Consider the following 20,959-nt stretch of genomic DNA (forward strand, 5'->3'; position numbering starts at 1 on the left):
AAAATGATAAAATCAATAAAAATCAGACTATACCCAAATAATAAACAGATTACTAAACTATTTCAATATGCTGGATGTGCGAGATTTGCTTACAATTGGGCTATTGCAAAAGAACAAGAGAACTATAAGCAAAAAAATAAATTTTTATCGGATAATGAATTACGAAAAGAATTTACACAGCTAAAGAAACTGCCAGAGTATAGATGGCTAAATGAAGTAAGTAATAATGTAACAAAGCAAGCAATCAAAGATGCTTGTAATGCTTATAAAAAATTTTTCAAAGGGCAATGCAAATATCCTAAATTTAAAAGTAAAAAGCATTCAACTCCTTCTTTTTATCAAGATACTGGTAAAATTCAGTTTACAGATACTCATGTAAAAGTAGAAGGATTTTCAATGAGTAAAAGACGAAATAAACAAAAATTGAATTGGATTAGACTTTGTGAAAAAGAAAGAATACCAATGAACTGTAAATACTTAAATCCACGCTTTACATATGATGGATTGTATTGGTATGTATCCATTGGAATTGAAGTAGATGACAATAATAATCTTCCATCAAATGATGGTGTCGGAATTGATTTAGGTATTAAAAACTTAGCAGTTTGTTCTGATGGAAATACTTATAAAAATATAAATAAAACTGATAAAGTAAAGAAAATAGAAAAACGAAAACGCAGGTTACAGCGTTCAATATCAAGAAGATATGAGAAAAATAAGAAAGGAGGCAGTTATTGTAAAACAAGTAACATAATAAAAAGAGAAAAAGAACTTTTAAAAGTAATAAAACGATTAACAAATATTCGTCAAAACTACTTACATCAGACAACATCTGAAATCATAAAGCGAAAACCAAGTTTTATCTGTATGGAAGATTTGAATGTAAGTGGAATGATGAAAAATAAGCATTTATCCAAAGCAGTACAACAACAATGCTTTTATGAATTTAGAAAGCAGATTGAGTATAAGTCTAACTGGAATAATATTTCAGTCATTATAGCAGACAGATTCTTTCCAAGTTCTAAACTATGTAGTTGTTGTGGAAATATTAAAAAAGATTTGAAACTGTCTGACAGAATTTATAAATGTGAATGTGGAAACATCATAGATAGAGATTTTCAAGCAAGTTTGAATCTAAAGCAGTATGGAGAGAATGTTTTAAAACAATCTGTAGTGTAACACTTTAAAGTTATTACAGATATGTACCGAACGTTAATCGGGAATTGACGCCTACGGAGAGTACAAGAACTTGTAATTAGTATTTGAATTTATTCAGTATGAAAGCATACTCGATGAAGTAGGAATGAAACATAAAAGTTTATTAGCTTTTTATAAGTTTTCAGTAACGGTTCTTCTTTTGTTTAAGGAGACAAAATGCAAGAAATCATTAAAATAGATATGCCACAGGATGTGGTAGAGATTATTCAAGGTTTGTGTAGTCACGGATTTGCAGCCTATGCGGTGGGGGGATGCGTTCGAGATACCCTTTTGGGTGTTGAACCAAAAGATTGGGATATAACAACGAGTGCAAGCCCTGTTCAGGTCAAGGAGATTTTTGGTCATACATTGGATACAGGAATTGAACATGGTACAGTGACCATTATGAGAGGAAAAATTGGATATGAGGTGACGACTTATCGGATTGATGGCAAATATAGTGACGGAAGACATCCCGATCAGGTAAAATTTACTCCTAATCTTTTCGAAGATTTAAGACGCAGGGATTTTACGATTAATGCGATGGCCTATTCTGATGAGACGGGGCTGGTGGATGAGTTTTGTGGCATGGAAGACCTTGAGAAAAAGGTTGTTCGCTGTGTGGGAGAGGCAAAGGAAAGATTTCAAGAGGATGCCCTCCGGATGTTGAGAGCAATTCGTTTTAGTGCTCAATTGGGATTTACTATTGAAAGTGATACTTGGCAGGCGATGATTCAAATGGCAAAAAATCTTTCTTTAGTGAGCAAGGAACGCATATTGGTGGAATTGACAAAGACCATTTGTTCATCTCATCCAGAAATGGTAAAAAAAATTTTTGACAGTGGACTCCATAAAGAAATTGGACAACATTTTTCATCGCTATCAGCAAGAGATGCCGAAGTGATGGCTTTTTCTGGGCAATTGCCAGAGGAAAAACATTTGCGGTTTGCACTCCTATTTAAGAACAAATCGGGGGAAGAGGCAAAGGCCATATTGAAGGAATTAAAAGCCGACAATGACACCATAAAGAAGGTGAAGATTTTAGTCGAATATATAGATAGAAAATTGCCAAGGAATGAAAAAAGGATGAGACAGGCACTCTCAGAGATTGGACCAGAGAGAGTTCGGGATTGGATTTTGCTCAAGAAAGTCTTGGGAGAAGAAGTTGAGGACTTTCAGAATAGGTTACAAGAAATCCTTGAGCGCGGGGATGCCTACACATTACAAATGCTCGCTGTGGATGGTGCAACATTGATTCGGGCAGGAATAAAGCCAGGTCCAAATCTTGGTCAGATCTTAGGTGAACTTTTGTCCTATGTCATTGAAGACCCAAGTAAAAATACAATGATGTTTTTATTGGAAAAAGTAAAAGAAATTTGTTATAATCAAAATTGTAAGATTGACCAATGCTGAGTGGAGGGTATATAAATGAAGGACTATAAGAAAATTTATCAAGAGTGGCTGACAAATCCGTATTTTGATGAAGCAACAAAGAATGAGTTGCGTGCGATTGCAGATGATGAGAATGAGATTAAGGAAAGATTTTACCAGGATCTTGCCTTTGGAACAGCAGGGCTTCGTGGAATTATTGGTGCGGGCATCAACCGAATGAATGTGTATGTGGTCAGAAGAGCAACACAGGGACTTGCCGATTATATTATTCGCCAGGGTGGACAGAAAAAAGGTGTAGCCATTGCTTATGACTCAAGGCATATGTCACCAGAGTTTGCTATGGAGGCGGCAATGACATTGGCAGCGAATGGTATCAAGGCCTATAAGTTTGAGTCCCTTAGACCAACTCCAGAGCTTTCTTTTGCAGTGCGTGAACTTGGATGTATTGCAGGTATTAATATTACAGCCAGCCACAATCCATCAAATTACAATGGATATAAGGTGTATTGGGAGGACGGTGCACAGTTTACACCGCCACATGATAAGGGCGTGACAGAATGTGTACTTGCCATTGAAGACCTCTCAAAAGTAAAGACAATGTCTGAAGAAGAGGCAACGAAGGCAGGTCTTTACGAGGTGATTGGAGAAAAGATCGATGATGCTTATATTGCCAATGTAAAGGCACAGGTGGTTAATCAAGACGCCATTGATAAGATGCAGGACTCCATTCGCATTGTATATACTCCATTGCATGGCACAGGAAATATCCCTGTTCGCCGTGTATTAAAGGAAATTGGTTTTTCTCATGTCTATGTTGTCAAGGAGCAAGAGCTTCCAGATGGTGACTTCCCTACAGTCAGTTATCCAAATCCAGAGTCAAAGGCAGCTTTTGCACTGGGACTGAAGTTAGCAAAGGAAAAGGATGCAGATCTTGTGTTGGCCACAGATCCAGATGCAGATCGTTTGGGTGTGTATGTCAAGGATCAAAAGTCAAAGCAATATATTGCACTCACAGGAAATATGAGTGGTTCATTGCTCTGTGAGTATGTGCTCAGCCAAAAGGCAGCAGCAGGAAAGATTCCAGCAGATGGAGAGGTTGTAAAGTCCATCGTAACGACCAACTTAGTGGATGCTGTGGCAGCAAATTATCACTGCAAGTTGGTTGAAGTATTAACTGGATTTAAGTGGATTGGTCAGCAAATTTTAAAGAATGAGCACACGGGAAAAGGCCACTATATGTTTGGCATGGAAGAGAGCTATGGTTGCTTAATCGGAAGCTATGCCAGAGATAAGGATGCTGTATCGGCAACAGTTGCACTCTGTGAGGCAGCGGCCTACTACAAGATGCAGGGAAAGACACTTTGGGATGCAATGTTAGATATGTTTGAAAAGTATGGATATTATTTGGATGGCATCAAGGCCTTTGACCTTGCAGGACTTGAGGGCTTGGCAAAGATTCAAAGAATGATGACCTACTTTAGAGAAAATGTTCCAGAAAAGATTGGTGATGCCACTGTCCTTTCTGTGAGAGACTATCAGGCAGATACCATTGTAGATCTCAAGACCAAGGAGGTTAGACCGACCGGACTTCCAGCTTCCAATGTTATTTACTATGACTGTGATGATAACACTTGGATTTGTGTGCGTCCATCGGGAACAGAGCCAAAGATTAAGTTCTACTATGGTGTAAAGGGAAATTCTATGGAAGATGCAAGAGTAAAGTCAGATAAGCTTGGAAATGCTCTTCAGGCATTGGTGGATCAGATTCAGTAAGGCTTACGATAAGGATTGAGGGGGAGTGAGTAGCTCCTCCTCTTTTTGACAAACTAAGAGTTGGTGCTTTCGCACCAACTCTTAGTAAAAGGTATAAAAAGAAAAAAGTTTTAGGGGGGCCAGACGGCCTAGCCGTCTGGTATGAGTATGAAAAAGCTTTGCAGTTTCAGCGTTTCTGCAAACCTACGAAAGACTTTCGTCTAACGCTCTTTTACTATAACGAAAATTTGTGTCCAAAATATGGCGGCGAAATAAAAAATGTGTTAAGAAGCTAAAAAAGTCTTTAAAAAAAAACTATTTACGCCTATAATATGATAAGATATTTTACGAAAGAATGTTGCTAAGAAAGATTGTGGAGGATAATATGTTCGGAATAACATCAAATGATATTGGTATTGACTTGGGAACAGCCAGTATACTTGTTTATATAAAGGGAAGAGGTGTGGTGTTAAAGGAGCCAAGCGTAGTTGCTGTGGATAGAAATACAGGAAAGATTCATGCCATTGGAGAAGAGGCAAGATTAATGATTGGTAGAACACCAGGAAATATTATTGCCATTAGACCACTGCGTCAAGGTGTCATTTCTGATTATCAAGTGACAGAGAAGATGTTAAAGTATTTTATCACTAAAGCGGTGGGAAAAAAGACATTTAGAAAACCAAGAATTGCTGTGTGCATTCCATCAGGAGCAACAGAAGTGGAGACCAAGGCTGTGGAAGATGCAGCGTATAGTGCAGGAGCAAAGGATGTGGCCATCATTGAGGAGCCAGTAGCTGCAGCAATTGGTGCAGGAATTGATATCGCAAAGGCTTGTGGAAACATGATCGTCGATATTGGTGGTGGTACAGCAGATATCGCAGTGATTTCTCTTGGTGGAACTGTGGTGAGCACATCCATTAAAGTGGCAGGTGATGACTTTGATGAGGCTTTAGTTCGTCATATGAGAAAGAAGCACAATCTTTTAATTGGTGAGCGAACAGCAGAGGAGATTAAGATCAATATTGGAGCGGCTTATCGAAGACCAGAGTCCTTGACAATGGAAGTTCGAGGACGAAATCTAGTTACAGGTCTTCCAAAGACCATTGTTGTCACCTCAGATGAAACATTGGAGGCTTTGCAGGAGCCAGCAATGCAGATTGTTGATGCGGTTCACAATGTATTGGAGAGAACCCCACCTGAGCTTGCAGCGGATATTTTTGATCGTGGTATTGTGCTGACAGGTGGTGGTGCATTGCTCTTTGGATTGGATGCCTTGATTGAAGAAAAGACAGGTATCAATACGATGATTGCAGAAGAACCATTGACAGCCGTTGCCATTGGTACAGGAAAATATATTGAGTACAAAAATGGTGACGAAGAGGCAAAGAAGGAATATCAACAATAGCGATGGCGACAATAGCTGGATATATTGAGAAAATTAAATATCGAAATGAGGAGAATGGCTACTCTGTCCTCACCGTCTCATCAGACGGTGAGGAATTTACTCTAGTGGGAACATTTCAAGATATTCACGAAGGAGAATGGATTGAAGCAACAGGAGCATTGAAATTGCATCCGACCTATGGGGAGCAGATGAGTGTATCTTCTTATGTGATGAAGGCGCCAGAAGGTACAAAGAGTGTAGAAAAATATTTGTCCTCTGGCGCCATTAAAGGTGTGGGGGAAAAACTTGCACAGCGTATTGTTAAAAAATTTAAGGCAGATACTTTGCGAATTATGGAAGAGGAGCCCGAACAACTCACTCAGGTCAAGGGCGTGAGCGAAAAATTAGCCATGAGTATTGCAGAGCAAATTTTGGAGAAAAAAGAGTTAAGAGATGCCATGATTTTTTTACAAAATTATGGTGTGGGCATGGCACTGGCTGTAAAAATTTACAAGGAATATGGACCAGCACTATATAGCATTATTCGGCAAAATCCCTATCGACTGGCAGAGGACATTCCAAGTGTGGGCTTTAAGATTGCGGATGAGATTGCCGCAAAGGTGGGCGTGCAAGTCAATTCTCAATATCGCATTCAAAGTGGGATAGAATATGTTTTGATGAGAGCAAGTGCACAGGGGGACACCTATTTGCCCTTTGATCTTTTGGAAGAAAGATGTTCACAGCTACTGGGCACCGATTTTATGGAAGATTTGCTTTTGGGTATGCAGATGGAAAAGCGAATTGTAGTAAAGTATGGCAAGGGCAAGGAAAAGCCAGACATCTATCTGAGCCGAATGTACTACACTGAGCTTTCGATCGCAAAGATGCTCTATGACTTAAATATTGAGTCAAAGGAAGATGTAAAAAAGATTGAAAAGTCTGTGATGCAGATTGAAAAAAAAGAAAATTTAGTGCTCGATGAGCTGCAAAAAAAGGCAGTGATTGAGGTGGCAAAGTCAGGATTTTTGGTTATTACAGGAGGTCCGGGAACAGGAAAGACAACGACCATCAACACGATTATTCAATATTTTTTGAGCAAGGGGATGGAAATTTTACTGGCAGCACCGACGGGGAGAGCGGCTAAGAGAATGACTGAGGCCACAGGTGAGGAGGCCAGAACCATCCATCGTCTTCTAGAGATTGAAGGAATGCCAAAGGAAGACGAAAAAGAGAATCAATTGGGTATGCACTTTGAGAAAAATGAAGACAACCCACTGGATGCGGATGTCATTATTATTGATGAGGTCAGCATGGTAGATATTCACTTGATGTGTGCTCTTCTAAAGGCAGTATCTGTAGGTACACGTCTAGTTCTGGTTGGAGATGTCAACCAATTGCCGAGCGTGGGACCAGGAAATGTATTAAGAGATATTATTGATTCAAAGAAATTTAAGGTGGTACAATTAGAAAAAATTTATCGCCAATCGAGGGAGAGTGACATTATTGTCAATGCACACCGGATGATTGATGGGGGGACGATTGACCTAGAAAAGAGAAGTCGAGATTTTTTATTTATTCGACGACCAGATCCAGAGGCGATTATTGCAGCTATGCTCACCTTGATTAAAGAAAAACTTCCCAATTATGTTCAAGAAGATGCCATGAATATTCAGGTACTTGCCCCAATGAGAAAAGGCCCATTGGGGATTGCGCGGTTAAATCAGATTTTACAAAATCATCTCAACCCTCCTTCTTTACAAAAAAAGGAGCATGAATTTTTTGGGATTTGCTATCGAGAGGGTGATAAGGTGATGCAAATTAAGAATAATTACCAACTTGAATGGGAGACAAGAGACGCTTATGGTCATCCACTGGAGAAGGGCATGGGCGTGTACAATGGAGATTTAGGGATTATTCGAGAAATAAATGAATATGCTGAACTAATTTATGTGGAGTTTGATGAGGGAAAAATTGCAGAATATGCCTTTGGAGAGATCGATCAATTGGAGCTTGCTTATGCCATTACGATTCACAAGTCTCAGGGAAGTGAGTATCCAGCAGTGATTATTCCGATGTTTTCTGGACCAAAGATGTTGATGACAAGAAATCTAATTTACACAGCAGTGACAAGGGCCAGAAAGTGTGTGACTCTTGTGGGAATGCCAGAATACTTTTTTGAAATGGTTGAAAATACCGCAGAATTAAAGCGATATTGTGGTTTGAAAGAAAGGATTGAAGAGATTGGATCTAAAGAAGATCGTCATTGATAGTCTCTTTCCAAGAAGATGTCCTGTGTGCGAAGAGATTGTCAAAGGGAGATATATTTGCAGAGAATGTTTGAAAAAATTGAGTTTTGTTGGCGAGCCGTATTGCCTAAAATGCGGCAAGCCGCTCGTCAATTCACAGGACGAATATTGCATGGATTGTGTGCGTCTGCCAAAAAGTTTTGATTTTGGCATGGCATTATTAAATTATGATGATATCACAGAAAATGCGATGATTAAGATTAAGTACAAGAATAGGCGAGAATATATTGAACCTTTTGCAATGATGATGGCCGAGCGTTTTCGAGGAAAAATTGAAAAAATGCAGATTGATTGTTTGATGCCTGTGCCTGTCCATAAGTCAAGACTTCGGGAGAGGGGATTTAATCAGGCAGAAATTCTTGCCAACATTCTTGGAAGACAGTGGGATATTTTGGTGGATACAGAAACTTTATATCGAGAGAAAAAGACGGTGGCACAAAAGGAGCTTACCCCACAGGAGAGATTAAAGAATTTGACAAAGGCCTTTGGGGCAAATCAGTTGAGGGAAGGTGTAAGAAACATTCTACTTGTCGATGATATCTACACCACAGGATCGACAATTGAGGCGTGTACAAGAGTGCTTCGTGCTAAGGGGGCAGAAAGGATTTACTATATCAGCATCTGTATTGGCAATGGGGCTTGACGGATGTTTTTGCCTGTGCTATAGTGGATGAGGTGACGAGAGATTTTGAAGTCTTTTTTTTTTGACTAAAATGATTTTGTGACACAACGATGTTTTTTAAAAATTGATGGAGGTGGAGATTATGCGTACAAAGATTACACTTGCCTGCACAGAGTGCAAGCAGCGCAACTACAATACGACTAAGGATAAGAAAACTCATCCAGATCGTATGGAGACCAGCAAGTATTGCCGTTTCTGCAAGAAGCATACTGCACATAAAGAGACAAAGTAGGAGATTCTATTATGGCAGATAAGAAGGAAAAGAAGAGCACGAATGAGGAAAAAGGATTTTTCCAAGGCGTAAACAAGGAGTTTAAAAAAATTGTTTGGCCAACGAAGGACGATTTGGTAAAGCAGAGTATCGTGGTTGTTGCATCTTCCGTTGCATTGGGCGTTGTGATTTCAGCCATTGATTGGGTTTTCCAGATGGGCTTCGGTGTGATTTTTAAGTAAGGATTGGGTGATCGTATGGCGCAAGCACAATGGTATGTGGCTCATACTTATTCGGGCTACGAGAATAAAGTAAAGCTCGATATCGAGAAAACAATTGAAAATCGTGGCCTGCAAGATCAGATTCTTGAGGTTTGTGTTCCTTTGCAATCGGTAATCGAGATGAAAAACGGAGTGGAAAAGATATCAGACAAGAAGATGTTTCCAGGTTATGTACTCATCCATATGTTTATGAATGATGACACTTGGTATGTCGTGAGAAATACTCGTGGCGTAACGGGCTTCGTTGGTCCTGGCAGCAAGCCAGTTCCATTGACTCTAGAAGAGATGGAAAATTTAGGATTCGGTATTCCAGAGAGTGAAAAGAATCCAACACTTGTGGTCGACTTTGAAGTTGGCGATATGATTACTGTGATTGCTGGTGCTTGGAAAGATACAGTGGCAGCAATTACCGCAGTCAATGAACACAAGAAGACAGTTGCAATTACGGTGGATCTCTTTGGTCGAGAGACAAAGGTAGAAATCGGATTTGCAGATGTAAAGAAGATGTAAAGCATAGTTGCATTACATAAAAGAAACAGAGTAACAGGCTAAATTTAGCTAAAACGTGGGAGGGATTCCCCGAAATTACCACTAGGAGGTGCCAAATGGCAAAGAAAGTTACAGGTTATATTAAATTGCAGATTCCTGCAGGCAAGGCAACACCAGCTCCACCTGTTGGTCCAGCACTTGGACAACACGGAGTAAATATCGTTGAGTTCACAAAGCAATTCAATGCAAGAACAGCAGATCAGGGTGATATGATTATCCCTGTTGTGATCACTGTTTATGCAGATAGAAGTTTTAGTTTCATTACAAAGACTCCTCCAGCTGCAGTATTACTGAAGAAGGCATGCAATATTAAGTCAGGTTCAGGTGTTCCAAACAAGACAAAGGTAGCATCAATCAGCAAGGCAGAGATCCAAAAGATCGCCGAGTTAAAGATGCCAGACTTAAATGCAGCAAGCATCGAAGCAGCAATGAGTATGATCGCTGGTACCGCACGTTCAATGGGTATCACAGTAGAAGACTAATTTAGGAGGAAGATAAAGGATGAAACACGGAAAGAAATATATCGAAGCTGCTAAATTAGTAGATAGAGCAACATTATATGATGCTCCAGAGGCAATTGCACTCGTAAAGAAGGCAGCAACAGCAAAATTTGATGAGACAGTAGAGTTACATATTCGTACAGGTTGTGACAGCCGTCACGCTGACCAGCAGGTTCGTGGTGCTGTTGTACTTCCACATGGAACAGGTAAGACAGTTCGCATCTTGGTTTTTGCAAAGGGACCTAAGGTAGACGAGGCAACAGCAGCAGGTGCTGATTTTGTCGGCGGTGAGGAGCTTATTCCAAAGATCCAAAACGACGGATGGCTTGACTTTGATGTCGTTGTAGCTACACCAGATATGATGGGTGTTGTTGGTCGTCTTGGTAAGGTTCTCGGACCTAAGGGACTTATGCCAAACCCTAAGGCTGGTACAGTAACAATGGATGTTACGAAGGCTATTGCTGATATCAAGGCTGGTAAGGTTGAGTATCGTCTTGACAAATCAAACATCATTCATGTTCCAGTTGGAAAGGTTTCTTTCACTGAGGAGCAGCTTCAGGATAACTTCCAGGCATTGATCGATGCTGTAAACAAGGCTAAGCCAGGAACATTAAAGGGTGCTTACATGAAGAGCGTTATCTTAAGCTCAACAATGGGACCTGGAATTAGATTAAACACAGGTAAGCTCATGGGTTAATCCACTTTTTTAAGAAAGTGGCTTGACATCACATCAAAGTGATGTTAACATACAACAGTATTGACTGCCTAAGACAGTAGGTGCCTACGGGCATAACAGAAATGGCCTACCGAGGAAAGTATATATTCACTGAGTGAATTCTGCCCTCTTGTCGAAAGCAAGAGGGCTTTTTTACAGCCTCCCCGCAGGATATACGCAAATAATACAAGGAGGAAGAAACTAATGGCAAAGATTGAATTAAAGCAGCCTGTTGTTCAAGAGATCACTGATCTTTTAAACGGTGCAGCGACAGCAGTTGTCGTTGATTATCGTGGTCTTACTGTAGAGCAGGATACAAGACTTCGTAAGGCTTTGAGAGAAGCTGGTGTGACTTATAAGGTATATAAGAACACAATGATTCGTCTTGCGACAAAGGGAACAGAGTTTGAGGCTCTCGATCCTGATCTTGAAGGACCTACAGCACTTGCAGTATCTAAGGATGATGCAACAGCAGCAGCTAGAGTTCTTTTCAATTTCGCAAAGACAGCTGACAAGCTTGAATTAAAGGCAGGTATCGTTGAGGGTGTATATTATGACACTAACGGTATTAAGGCAATCGCTGCAATCCCTTCAAAGGAAGAGCTTCTTGGAAGACTTCTTGGAAGTATGCAGTCCCCTATTACAAACTTCGCTCGTGTGCTTAATCAGATCGCTGAGAAGACACCAGCAGAGGCTTAATAAAAAAATTAGATCATATCAATAAATATCAAATGGAGGATATCATAATGGCAAAGTTGACAACTGCAGAGTTTATCGATGCAATTAAGGAATTATCAGTATTAGAGCTCAACGAGCTTGTAAAGGCTTGTGAGGAAGAGTTTGGCGTTTCAGCAGCAGCTGGCGTTGTAGTAGCAGCAGGTGCAGCAGGTGGTGCAGCAGTTGAGGAGAAGACAGAGTTCGATGTAGAGCTTACAGAAGTTGGTGATCAGAAGGTTAAGGTTATCAAGGTTGTTCGTGAGGCTACAGGTCTTGGACTTAAGGAAGCAAAGGATGTTGTTGATGGAGCTCCTAAGGTTCTTAAGACAGAGGTTTCTAAGGAAGAGGCTGAGAACATCAAGAAGCAGCTTGAGGAAGTTGGAGCTAAGGTTACTCTTAAGTAATTTGGCTTTAAATTGCATAAAGTATAGCACTATTGAGTTAGTGGTTATATAAGTTGTAAGGCACATCATAATTTCACTGGTTAGTGATTATGATGTGTTTTGCGTTATATATACTTTTTCGATTAGTACAGATGACGGAAGATATCAATCTAAATTTTATAGAATATTAGAAAAGGGGATGTCGCACATTAGTGTGACACCCCCTTTTTCTTTTATTTGGTTGATTTTAATAAGTAAAATCCACCGCCGACAATGACACCGCCACCAATCCAGTTTCCAATGGTTACTGGAATGAGATTTTTAAGTGCATCGGCAACAGAGATGTGAACTTCTGGGGAAATAAGACCAACAGCATAGACAGTCATATTGGCAATGCTGTGTTCAAATCCAGAAGTGATAAAAGCAAAGAGACACATAAAAGTCATCAAAATCTTTGCAGAATCATCATTGGTTCTAAAGCCAGATAAAACGGCAAGGCAAACGAGAATATTACAGAGAATGCCTTTGCAAACTAAGGCCAAAAATGGAGCGGATGCCTTGGCCATGGCTGTCTTCTCATAAAAGCTTGCCAAATCACCCTTAACCAGTCCACTTCCGACATAGAGAAGGGCAAGAATAATTCCGCCGATCAAGTTTCCAATCCAGCAAATGCACCATAGTTTGATGGCATCGCTGACTTTGACATCTTTTCTTAGAATGCCAATGGTCATGACCATGTTGTTGCCAGTAAAGAGATCAACACCCATAATGATAACCAGTGAAAGTGCGATGGCAAAAGAAACGCCCATCAGAATCTTTTGTGATGGCAGGTTTGCAGTGAGTGATCCGATGGTGAAAATCAGAAGAATTCCAATTCCGATAAACATTCCAGCGAATGCAGAGCTGATCAAGTACTTCAAGATACTGGAGTTGAGAACACCCATCTTTTTCTTTGAAGCCAGACCGATTTTTTCAAGTGTTTCGTCGTACATACTGTAATCTCCTCAATGAATAATTTTGTAACCAATGTATTATATATGATAAATAAAAAATTATCAAGAAAAATTGAAAATTTACGATTTTTATGCCAAAATGATAGTACAATATTGTTGTTGTGGACAGGAGAAAGGAGAGGGGAGAGTATGTTTAAATTTTGGGGAGGGAAAAAGCAACTGGAAAGACAGACCATGCAATATTGGGAAGATACATCCTATATGCTTGGCCTTGTTCATCCAAAATATGATTACATATTGGATGAGAATGTATTTGAGAGGATTCGAAATATTGAGGATGTGACATTGCAGGCAAGAAGTCTTCCATCTGAGGAAAATCCAGGGAGATTATTGATTTCTTATCATGGAGAAGAATATGAGCTTGAGTTTGAGTATGGGGAGTATGAGGCAAAGGACTTACTGAATGTTTGCACCTTGCAATTTTTCACCAAAGAGGAAATGGCATTATTGGAACAATCGAAATATGCATTGACCACAGCAATGAAGTTTGGAAAAAAATTTGAAGATGCCTATCAGTTGCAGGTAAAGATTTTATATGCAATGATTGGACTGGAGAGCATTGCAATTTATGATGAGAGTGCGGAGTATATTATGAATCGAAGATGGGCAGAAATTTTTATTCAGTCTGAAGTCGGAGCACTCTATAACAATCTCTATCATGTCCAAGCGGTGGTCAAAGGCGATAAGTTGTGGTTACACACTCATGGACTCAGTCGCTGTGGCGTAGATGAATTGGAGATTTTAAATGTAAATAAGAAAGACTACAGTGCATATTATAGCTTGCTCACTGTGTATGCAAGTCACAAATTAGATGGAAATACAGAAAATACCATTTATATTGGAGTTGATACCAATGGAAAGGAAATTGTTGTCAGAGCATTGCCGTGGACAGAAGCTTTGAATTACTATCCAAAGAATGTTCTTGGTGGAATAGCTGATCGCCAAGAAAGTCACAATACACAGTCGAGGGTGCTCTTTTTTGTGGATGAGGAAAATGAAGAGGAGCAGGAGCTTCACCATGTCAGTGAAAATATAGATGAGTTAGAAAAGGATGTTCTCTACTATTGGAGTAATGAGTTGACAGAAAAGACCTATAAACTTGCCAGAGAGCGATTTTCTTATGTTATCCGTGCACTAAAAGAAGGAATAGAAGTGAGAATTAAGGTTCTCTTTCGGGGGGAGAGTCAGGAGGAGATTGTCTGGGTTAAGGCGGAGCGATTCTTGGAAGAGGAGCAGACCATTGTGGGTACCTTGGCCAATCATCTGTTTTTTTCTAGGGAGTTTGATATGGGCGATGAGATGATTTGTCCCATCAAGAGTTTAGTGGACTGGACCATTTGCTTAGGTAAATTTTATATTCATCCAGACAGTGCCTATGTATTGGATTTATATAGAAATACTTGATAGGGAGAGGAAAAGTACTATATAAAATGTGCAAAGTATGTTAATCTGTTCTTGTAATGTGTAATGCTCAAAATTATATTTTATGGAGGAAGCAAAGTGAGAGGAATTGATACGAGAATTAGGGAGATTCGCCGCCGAATTTTTCGTGAGGTTGCGAGAATGGCCTACCACACAGAATGGCCTGTGGACAAAAGAATGGAGGAGTTGCCATATAAGATTATTCCTGGGGAAGTGGGAAGCTTTCGAAGTGATGTCTTTTTGGAGAGAGCTATAGTGGGAGAAAGACTTCGTCTAGCTATGGGGCTTTCTTGCCGAGATGCAGGAGATCACAATAAAATTTCGGAAAATGTTGAGGCAGCGAACAAGCCAGAAACTTATTATACACCACCGCTCATCAATGTGATTAAGTTTGCTTGCAATGCCTGTGCAGAAAAAAGAGTCTATGTGACGGATGGTTGTCAGGGATGTTTGGCTCACCCTTGTACAGAAGTTTGTCCAAAGAAGTGTGTAAGTCTTGACCGAACCAATGGTCGTTCACATATTGACCAGGATGTTTGTATTAAATGTGGAAAATGTGCAGAAATTTGTCCATATCACGCCATTATTAAGCAGGAAAGACCATGTGCGGCCGCCTGTGGTATGGATGCCATTCATTCCGATCAATATGGAAAGGCTGACATTGACTATGATCGATGCGTTTCCTGTGGACAATGTTTGGTTAACTGCCCGTTTGGTGCCATTGCGGATAAGTCACAGATTTTCCAAGTTATTCGTGCTATTCAATCAGGTGAGAAGATTTATGCGGCCTTTGCACCTGCATTCGTCGGACAATTTGGTGCAAAGGTAACGCCAGGAAAGATTCGAAAGGCAATGAAACAACTTGGATTTACAGATGTCGTTGAGGTGGCGATTGGTGCCGATTTATGTGCAACACAGGAGGCAGAGGATTTCTTAGAGGAAGTTCCAGAAAAGCTTAAATTTATGGCAACTTCTTGCTGTCCAGCATGGTCTTCAATGGCAAAGAAGCTCTTTCCTGATATGAAGGACAATATTTCTATGGCACTTACACCAATGACTCTGACAGCAAGGTTAATTAAATTGCAAAATGAAGATGCCAAGGTGGTCTTTATTGGACCTTGCTCGGCAAAGAAGTTAGAGGCAATGAGAAAGAGTGTTCGCTCAGAAGTTGATTTTGTACTGACATTTGAGGAAATGATGGGAATTTTTGAGGCAAAGCATATTGATATGTCACAGATTGAAGAGGATCCAGATGGTGTCAATGATGTATCTGTGGATGGAAGAAATTTTGCTGTCTCTGGTGGTGTGGCCACAGCCGTTGTCGATGTCATCAAAAATACACATCCTGATATGGTGGTCAAGACAGAAAAAGCCGAGGGACTTCGTGATTGTAGGAAATTATTGACAATGGCAAAGGCAGGAAAGTATGATGGATATTTGTTGGAAGGTATGGGTTGCCCTGGGGGATGTGTTGCAGGGCCAGGAACCATGCAAGCCATCAATAAGTCCGCAGCGGCAGTGAAACTCTATGCTTCCAAGGCCAGTCATATTAATGCCAATGCGACAGAACATGTCAAGGAATTGGACAAGTTAACTTATTAATCTATTGACAGGCACATATAATGTAGATATAATAGTATGGCGTGTAAATACAGGACACGCAATTCAGCTGAAAAACAGCAACCGCAGAGAATATTACAAGGAGGTAAGAAGGAATGCCAACATTTAATCAGCTAGTAAAGAAGGGCAGACAGACTTCAGAGAGAAAGTCAACAGCGCCAGCTCTTCAGAAGGGCTTTAATTCCCTTCACAAGAAGGCAACAGATGTGTCTGCACCTCAAAAGAGAGGCGTATGTACAGCTGTAAAGACAGCTACACCTAAGAAGCCAAACTCAGCTCTTCGTAAGATTGCCAGAGTTCGCCTTTCAAACGGTATCGAGGTAACCAGCTACATTCCAGGTGAGGGACATAACTTACAGGAGCATAGCGTAGTACTTATCCGTGGAGGAAGAGTAAAAGACTTGCCAGGTACAAGATATCACATTATTCGTGGTACATTGGATACTGCAGGTGTTGCAAACAGAAAGCAGGCTCGTTCAAAGTACGGTGCTAAGAGACCAAAAGACAAGAAGTAATTGTAGTATTAGAAAAAGTAATATAGTGCCGGATTGTAATTAATCTGTAGGTTGCAGGTTATCTATAGACCGAGCACGAGGCGCACGCTGAGCGTGTGAGTACTGAAGATCTAATAGCCAGTTAATGGCAATCATATTAAGGAGGGAAGTAACGTGCCACGTAAAGGACATACTCAAAAGAGAGACGTATTAGCAGATCCGTTATACAATAACAAGGTTGTTACAAAGTTAGTTAACAATATTATGTTAGATGGTAAGAAGGGTGTTGCTCAGAAGATCGTATACGGTGCATTTAACCGTATTACAGAGAAGACAGGCAAGGACGCTGTAGAGGTGTTTGAGGAAGCAATGAATAACATTATGCCTGTGCTTGAGGTTAAGGCAAAGAGAATCGGTGGAGCTACTTATCAGGTTCCAATCGAGGTTAAGCCAGAGAGAAGACAGGCTCTTGCACTTAGATGGATTACCATGTTCTCACGCAAGAGAGGTGAAAAGACACAGGAGGAGCGTCTTGCCAACGAGCTTATGGATGCAGCCAATAACACTGGTGCAGCCGTAAAGCGTAAGGAAGATATGCATAAGATGGCAGAGGCTAATAAGGCATTTGCTCATTATAGATTCTAATAGGAGGAAACCAAATTGGCTGGAAGAGAATATTCTTTAGAGAGAACCAGAAATATTGGTATTATGGCGCATATTGATGCTGGTAAAACAACATTGACTGAGCGTATCCTCTATTACACTGGTGTTAACTATAAGATCGGTGATACACATGAAGGTAATGCAACCATGGACTGGATGGCTCAGGAGCAGGAGAGAGGTATTACCATTACTTCTGCAGCTACAACATGCCATTGGACATTACAAGATCACAACAAGGTAAAGCCAGGAACACCTGAGAACCGTATCAATATCATTGATACCCCAGGACACGTTGACTTTACTGTAGAGGTAGAGAGATCACTCCGTGTACTTGATGGTGCAGTGGGTGTATTCTGTGCAAAGGGTGGTGTTGAGCCACAGTCAGAGAATGTATGGCGTCAGGCTGACACATACAATGTACCTCGTATGGCATTCATCAATAAGATGGATATCTTGGGTGCAAACTTCTATGGCGCAGTTGATCAGATTCGTACACGTTTGGGTAAGAATGCGATTTGCCTTCAGTTGCCAATCGGTAAGGAAGATGATTTTAAGGGAATTATTGATTTGTTTGAGATGGAAGCCTACATCTACAATGATGATAAGGGCGATGATATCTCCATTACAGAAATTCCAGAGGATATGAAGGACGATGCTGAGCTTTATCGCACAGAGCTTGTAGAAAAGATCTGTGAGTTAGACGATGACCTTATGATGGAGTACCTCGATGGCAATGAGCCAAGCGTAGCAGATCTGAAGAGGGTTCTTCGCAAGGCTACATGTGAGTGTACAGCAGTACCTGTTTGCTGTGGTTCAGCTTATAGAAATAAGGGTGTACAAAAGCTTCTCGATGCAATTATCGAGTATATGCCAGCACCAACAGATATCCCAGCGATTCAGGGTGTGGATCTTGATGGAAACCCAGCAGAGAGACATTCATCCGATGATGAGCCATTTGCTGCACTTGCATTTAAGATTATGACAGACCCATTCGTAGGTAAGCTTGCATACTTTAGAGTTTATTCAGGATCTGTAAATTCAGGTTCCTATGTATTAAATGCAACAAAGGGCAAGAAGGAGAGAGTTGGTCGTATTCTTCAGATGCACGCAAATAAGAGAACTGAGATCGACAAGGTTTATTCTGGTGATATCGCAGCTGCTGTTGGATTTAAGACAACAACAACTGGTGATACAATCTGTGACGAGCAGCATCCAGTAATCCTTGAGTCTATGGAGTTCCCAGAGCCAGTTATCGATATCGCAATCGAGCCTAAGACAAAGGCTGGACAGACAAAGATGATCGAGGCCCTTCAAAAGCTTGCTGAAGAGGATCCAACCTTTAGAGCAAAGTCAGATCAGGAAACAGGTCAGACCATTATTTCTGGTATGGGTGAGCTTCACTTGGAGATTATTGTAGACCGTCTTCTTCGTGAGTTCAATGTAGAGGCCAATGTAGGTGCACCTCAGGTTGCTTATAAGGAGACATTTACAAAGGCTGTTGATGTAGATAGCAAGTATGCTAAGCAGTCTGGTGGTCGTGGTCAGTACGGTCATTGTAAAGTTAAGTTTGAACCAATGGATCCAAATGGTGAGGAGACATACAAGTTCGAGTCAACTGTCGTTGGTGGATCTATTCCTAAGGAATATATTCAGCCAATCAGCGAGGGTATCGAAGAGGCTACAAAGGCTGGTGTTCTTGCAGGATTCCCAGTACTTGGTGTTCATGCCAATGTATATGATGGTTCATACCATGAGGTCGATTCTTCAGAGATGGCATTCCATATCGCTGGATCTATGGCGTTTAAGGATGCTATGGCTAAGGGCGGGGCAGTTTTGCTTGAGCCAATTATGAAGGTTGAGGTAACTATGCCTGAGGAGTACATGGGAGATGTTATCGGTGATATCAACTCACGCCGTGGACGTATCGAGGGTATGGAGGACATCGCAAGCGGTAAGCAGGTCAATGCTTTCGTTCCACTTGCAGAGATGTTTGGATATTCAACAGATCTTCGTTCAAAGACACAGGGTCGTGGTAACTACTCTATGTTCTTTGATAGATATGAGCAGGTTCCAAAGTCTGTTCAGGAGAAGATTATTGCTGAAAGAAAAGGTAAGTAATCACAAGTAATACTTGATAAAAGCTAGGCTTTATTATATAATTTAGTTTAGCTTATAATTCACGACAAGTGGAATTGTAAGCGATTTCACTTGTTATTTAGGAGATCACAAGGTTTATTTTAAGGAGGATTTTTAAAAATGGCTAAGGCAAAATTTGACAGAAGCAAACCACATGCTAATATCGGTACAATCGGACACGTAGATCACGGTAAGACAACTCTTACAGCTGCTATCTCTAAGGTTCTTGCAACAAGATTCCCATCAGATACAAACAAGATTGTAGACTTCGATAAGATCGATAAGGCTCCAGAGGAGAGAGAGAGAGGTATCACTATCTCTACAGCTCATATCGAGTATGAGACAGAGAAGAGACACTATGCTCATGTTGACTGCCCAGGACATGCCGATTATGTAAAGAACATGATCACAGGTGCTGCTCAGATGGACGGTGCTATCCTTGTAGTTGCTGCTACTGATGGTGTTATGGCTCAGACAAGAGAGCATATCCTTCTTTCACGTCAGGTAGGTGTTCCTTATATCGTAGTATTCATGAACAAGTGCGATATGGTTGATGATGAGGAGCTTCTTGAGCTTGTAGAGATGGAGATCAGAGATCTTCTTAATGAGTATGAGTTCCCAGGCGATGACATTCCAGTTATCCAGGGTTCAGCTCTTAAGGCTCTTGAGGATCCAAACGGCGAGTGGGGTGACAAGGTTATGACACTTATGGATGCTGTAGATAGCTATATCCCAGATCCAGAGCGTGATACAGATAAGCCATTCCTTATGCCAATCGAGGATGTATTCACAATCACAGGTCGTGGTACAGTTGCTACAGGTAGAGTAGAGCGTGGTACACTTAACCTTAACGATGAGGTTGAGATCCTTGGTATCCATGAGGATGTGAAGAAGACAGTTGTTACTGGTATCGAGATGTTCAGAAAGCTTCTTGATCAGGCTCAGGCTGGTGATAACATCGGTGCTCTTCTTCGTGGTGTTCAGAGAACAGAGATCGAGCGTGGACAGGTTCTTGCTAAGCCAGGTTCAGTAACTTGCCACAAGAAGTTCACAGCTCAGGTTTATGTATTGACAAAGGACGAGGGTGGTCGTCATACACCATTCTTCAACAACTATCGTCCACAGTTCTATTTCAGAACAACAGATATCACAGGTGTTTGCGAGCTTCCAGCTGGTACAGAGATGTGTATGCCTGGTGATAATGTAGAGATGACTATCGAGCTTATTCACCCAGTTGCTTGTGAGCAGGGTCTTCGTTTCGCTATCCGTGAGGGTGGTAGAACAGTAGGTTCAGGTAGAGTAGCTAAGATCATTGAGTAATCATTGATATAGATAAATTGCCATAGAAAAGCCCCCCGAGGTACCTCGGGGGGCTTTTCAGTTGTTGCTGAAGTTGTGATGTGGTAAAATACAAACTATATGAAATGAATAGAGTTATTTTTATAATATAACAGCCAGAAAACCCATGGTCTTTAGACCGTGGGATGAATGGCGTTAGGTTTACAACATATATATTTTACTTAAATACTATCATTTAAAATA

Annotated in this window: 20 protein-coding genes and 1 other annotated feature; of the genes, 19 read left to right on the forward strand and 1 reads right to left on the reverse strand. The window is 40.7% G+C overall.

Annotated elements, in window-relative coordinates; all coding sequences use genetic code 11:
• Window positions 1-3: 3 nt before the first annotated feature.
• From J5A74_05105 to rplL, 13 genes are all read left to right on the forward strand, one after another.
• Window positions 4-1,179 (forward strand): transposase, encoded by a 1,176-nt coding sequence (locus tag J5A74_05105; protein ID QUI96669.1) that lies wholly within the window; start codon window positions 4-6, stop codon window positions 1,177-1,179.
• 207 nt (window positions 1,180-1,386) lie between these two features.
• The gene (locus tag J5A74_05110) at window positions 1,387-2,610 is read left to right on the forward strand and encodes a CCA tRNA nucleotidyltransferase (protein ID QUI96829.1); all 1,224 of its coding nucleotides are present in this window, start codon (window positions 1,387-1,389) and stop codon (window positions 2,608-2,610) included.
• 15 nt (window positions 2,611-2,625) lie between these two features.
• Complete coding sequence (locus tag J5A74_05115; protein ID QUI96670.1) at window positions 2,626-4,362, forward strand: phospho-sugar mutase; 1,737 nt, start codon at window positions 2,626-2,628, stop codon at window positions 4,360-4,362.
• Window positions 4,363-4,726: 364 nt separating this feature from the next.
• Window positions 4,727-5,746 (forward strand): rod shape-determining protein, encoded by a 1,020-nt coding sequence (locus J5A74_05120; protein ID QUI96671.1) that lies wholly within the window; start codon window positions 4,727-4,729, stop codon window positions 5,744-5,746.
• Window positions 5,747-5,748: 2 nt separating this feature from the next.
• Window positions 5,749-7,992 carry an ATP-dependent RecD-like DNA helicase gene (locus J5A74_05125; GenBank protein ID QUI96672.1) on the forward strand — a complete coding sequence of 748 codons (2,244 nt, stop codon included), beginning with the start codon at window positions 5,749-5,751 and terminating at the stop codon, window positions 7,990-7,992.
• The gene (locus J5A74_05130; GenBank protein QUI96673.1) at window positions 7,958-8,674 is read left to right on the forward strand and encodes a ComF family protein; all 717 of its coding nucleotides are present in this window, start codon (window positions 7,958-7,960) and stop codon (window positions 8,672-8,674) included. Before J5A74_05125 ends, J5A74_05130 begins: the two co-directional genes overlap by 35 nt.
• 121 nt (window positions 8,675-8,795) lie before the next feature.
• A complete protein-coding gene (gene rpmG / locus J5A74_05135; protein QUI96674.1) occupies window positions 8,796-8,945 on the forward strand; it encodes a 50S ribosomal protein L33 in 150 nt (49 codons plus the stop codon).
• 11 nt (window positions 8,946-8,956) lie between these two features.
• On the forward strand, window positions 8,957-9,166 hold the full coding sequence (gene secE, locus J5A74_05140) for a preprotein translocase subunit SecE (protein ID QUI96675.1): 210 nt from the start codon (window positions 8,957-8,959) through the stop codon (window positions 9,164-9,166).
• Window positions 9,167-9,181: 15 nt separating this feature from the next.
• Window positions 9,182-9,715 carry a transcription termination/antitermination factor NusG gene (gene nusG / locus J5A74_05145; protein QUI96676.1) on the forward strand — a complete coding sequence of 178 codons (534 nt, stop codon included), beginning with the start codon at window positions 9,182-9,184 and terminating at the stop codon, window positions 9,713-9,715.
• A gap of 95 nt (window positions 9,716-9,810) precedes the next feature.
• On the forward strand, window positions 9,811-10,236 hold the full coding sequence (gene rplK / locus J5A74_05150) for a 50S ribosomal protein L11 (protein QUI96677.1): 426 nt from the start codon (window positions 9,811-9,813) through the stop codon (window positions 10,234-10,236).
• A gap of 19 nt (window positions 10,237-10,255) precedes the next feature.
• Window positions 10,256-10,951: a 50S ribosomal protein L1 gene (gene rplA / locus J5A74_05155; protein ID QUI96678.1), complete on the forward strand. Its 696-nt coding sequence runs from the start codon at window positions 10,256-10,258 to the stop codon at window positions 10,949-10,951.
• Window positions 10,952-11,000: 49 nt separating this feature from the next.
• Window positions 11,001-11,133 (forward strand) — a sequence feature (ribosomal protein L10 leader region).
• 40 nt (window positions 11,134-11,173) lie between these two features.
• Window positions 11,174-11,668 carry a 50S ribosomal protein L10 gene (locus J5A74_05160; GenBank protein QUI96679.1) on the forward strand — a complete coding sequence of 165 codons (495 nt, stop codon included), beginning with the start codon at window positions 11,174-11,176 and terminating at the stop codon, window positions 11,666-11,668.
• A gap of 56 nt (window positions 11,669-11,724) precedes the next feature.
• Window positions 11,725-12,090, forward strand: a complete 366-nt coding sequence (gene rplL, locus J5A74_05165) for a 50S ribosomal protein L7/L12 (GenBank protein QUI96830.1) — start codon at window positions 11,725-11,727, stop codon at window positions 12,088-12,090.
• 212 nt (window positions 12,091-12,302) lie between these two features.
• Here the strand turns inward: rplL and J5A74_05170 are convergent, their stop codons facing one another.
• Complete coding sequence (locus J5A74_05170) at window positions 12,303-13,061, reverse strand: formate/nitrite transporter family protein (protein QUI96680.1); 759 nt, start codon at window positions 13,059-13,061, stop codon at window positions 12,303-12,305.
• Between the two features lie 150 nt (window positions 13,062-13,211).
• Between J5A74_05170 and J5A74_05175 the strand changes: the two genes are divergently transcribed.
• The 6 genes from J5A74_05175 to tuf all read left to right on the forward strand — a co-directional run bounded on the left by J5A74_05175 (window position 13,212) and on the right by tuf (window position 20,737).
• Window positions 13,212-14,486 (forward strand): DUF4026 domain-containing protein, encoded by a 1,275-nt coding sequence (locus J5A74_05175; protein ID QUI96681.1) that lies wholly within the window; start codon window positions 13,212-13,214, stop codon window positions 14,484-14,486.
• 96 nt (window positions 14,487-14,582) lie between these two features.
• Window positions 14,583-16,106 carry a 4Fe-4S dicluster domain-containing protein gene (locus J5A74_05180; GenBank protein ID QUI96682.1) on the forward strand — a complete coding sequence of 508 codons (1,524 nt, stop codon included), beginning with the start codon at window positions 14,583-14,585 and terminating at the stop codon, window positions 16,104-16,106.
• 113 nt (window positions 16,107-16,219) lie between these two features.
• Window positions 16,220-16,639 carry a 30S ribosomal protein S12 gene (gene rpsL, locus J5A74_05185; protein QUI96683.1) on the forward strand — a complete coding sequence of 140 codons (420 nt, stop codon included), beginning with the start codon at window positions 16,220-16,222 and terminating at the stop codon, window positions 16,637-16,639.
• 153 nt (window positions 16,640-16,792) lie between these two features.
• Window positions 16,793-17,263, forward strand: coding sequence for a 30S ribosomal protein S7 (rpsG, locus tag J5A74_05190; protein ID QUI96684.1), 471 nt, complete (start codon window positions 16,793-16,795; stop codon window positions 17,261-17,263).
• 15 nt (window positions 17,264-17,278) lie between these two features.
• Window positions 17,279-19,399, forward strand: a complete 2,121-nt coding sequence (gene fusA / locus J5A74_05195) for an elongation factor G (GenBank protein ID QUI96685.1) — start codon at window positions 17,279-17,281, stop codon at window positions 19,397-19,399.
• A 138-nt stretch (window positions 19,400-19,537) separates the two neighbouring features.
• Window positions 19,538-20,737 carry an elongation factor Tu gene (gene tuf, locus J5A74_05200; GenBank protein QUI96686.1) on the forward strand — a complete coding sequence of 400 codons (1,200 nt, stop codon included), beginning with the start codon at window positions 19,538-19,540 and terminating at the stop codon, window positions 20,735-20,737.
• Window positions 20,738-20,959 lie beyond the last annotated feature (222 nt).

It is taken from the genome of Lachnospiraceae bacterium oral taxon 096, assembly GCA_018141845.1.
In the GTDB taxonomy this organism is placed as follows: Bacteria; Bacillota; Clostridia; order Lachnospirales; family Lachnospiraceae; genus F0428.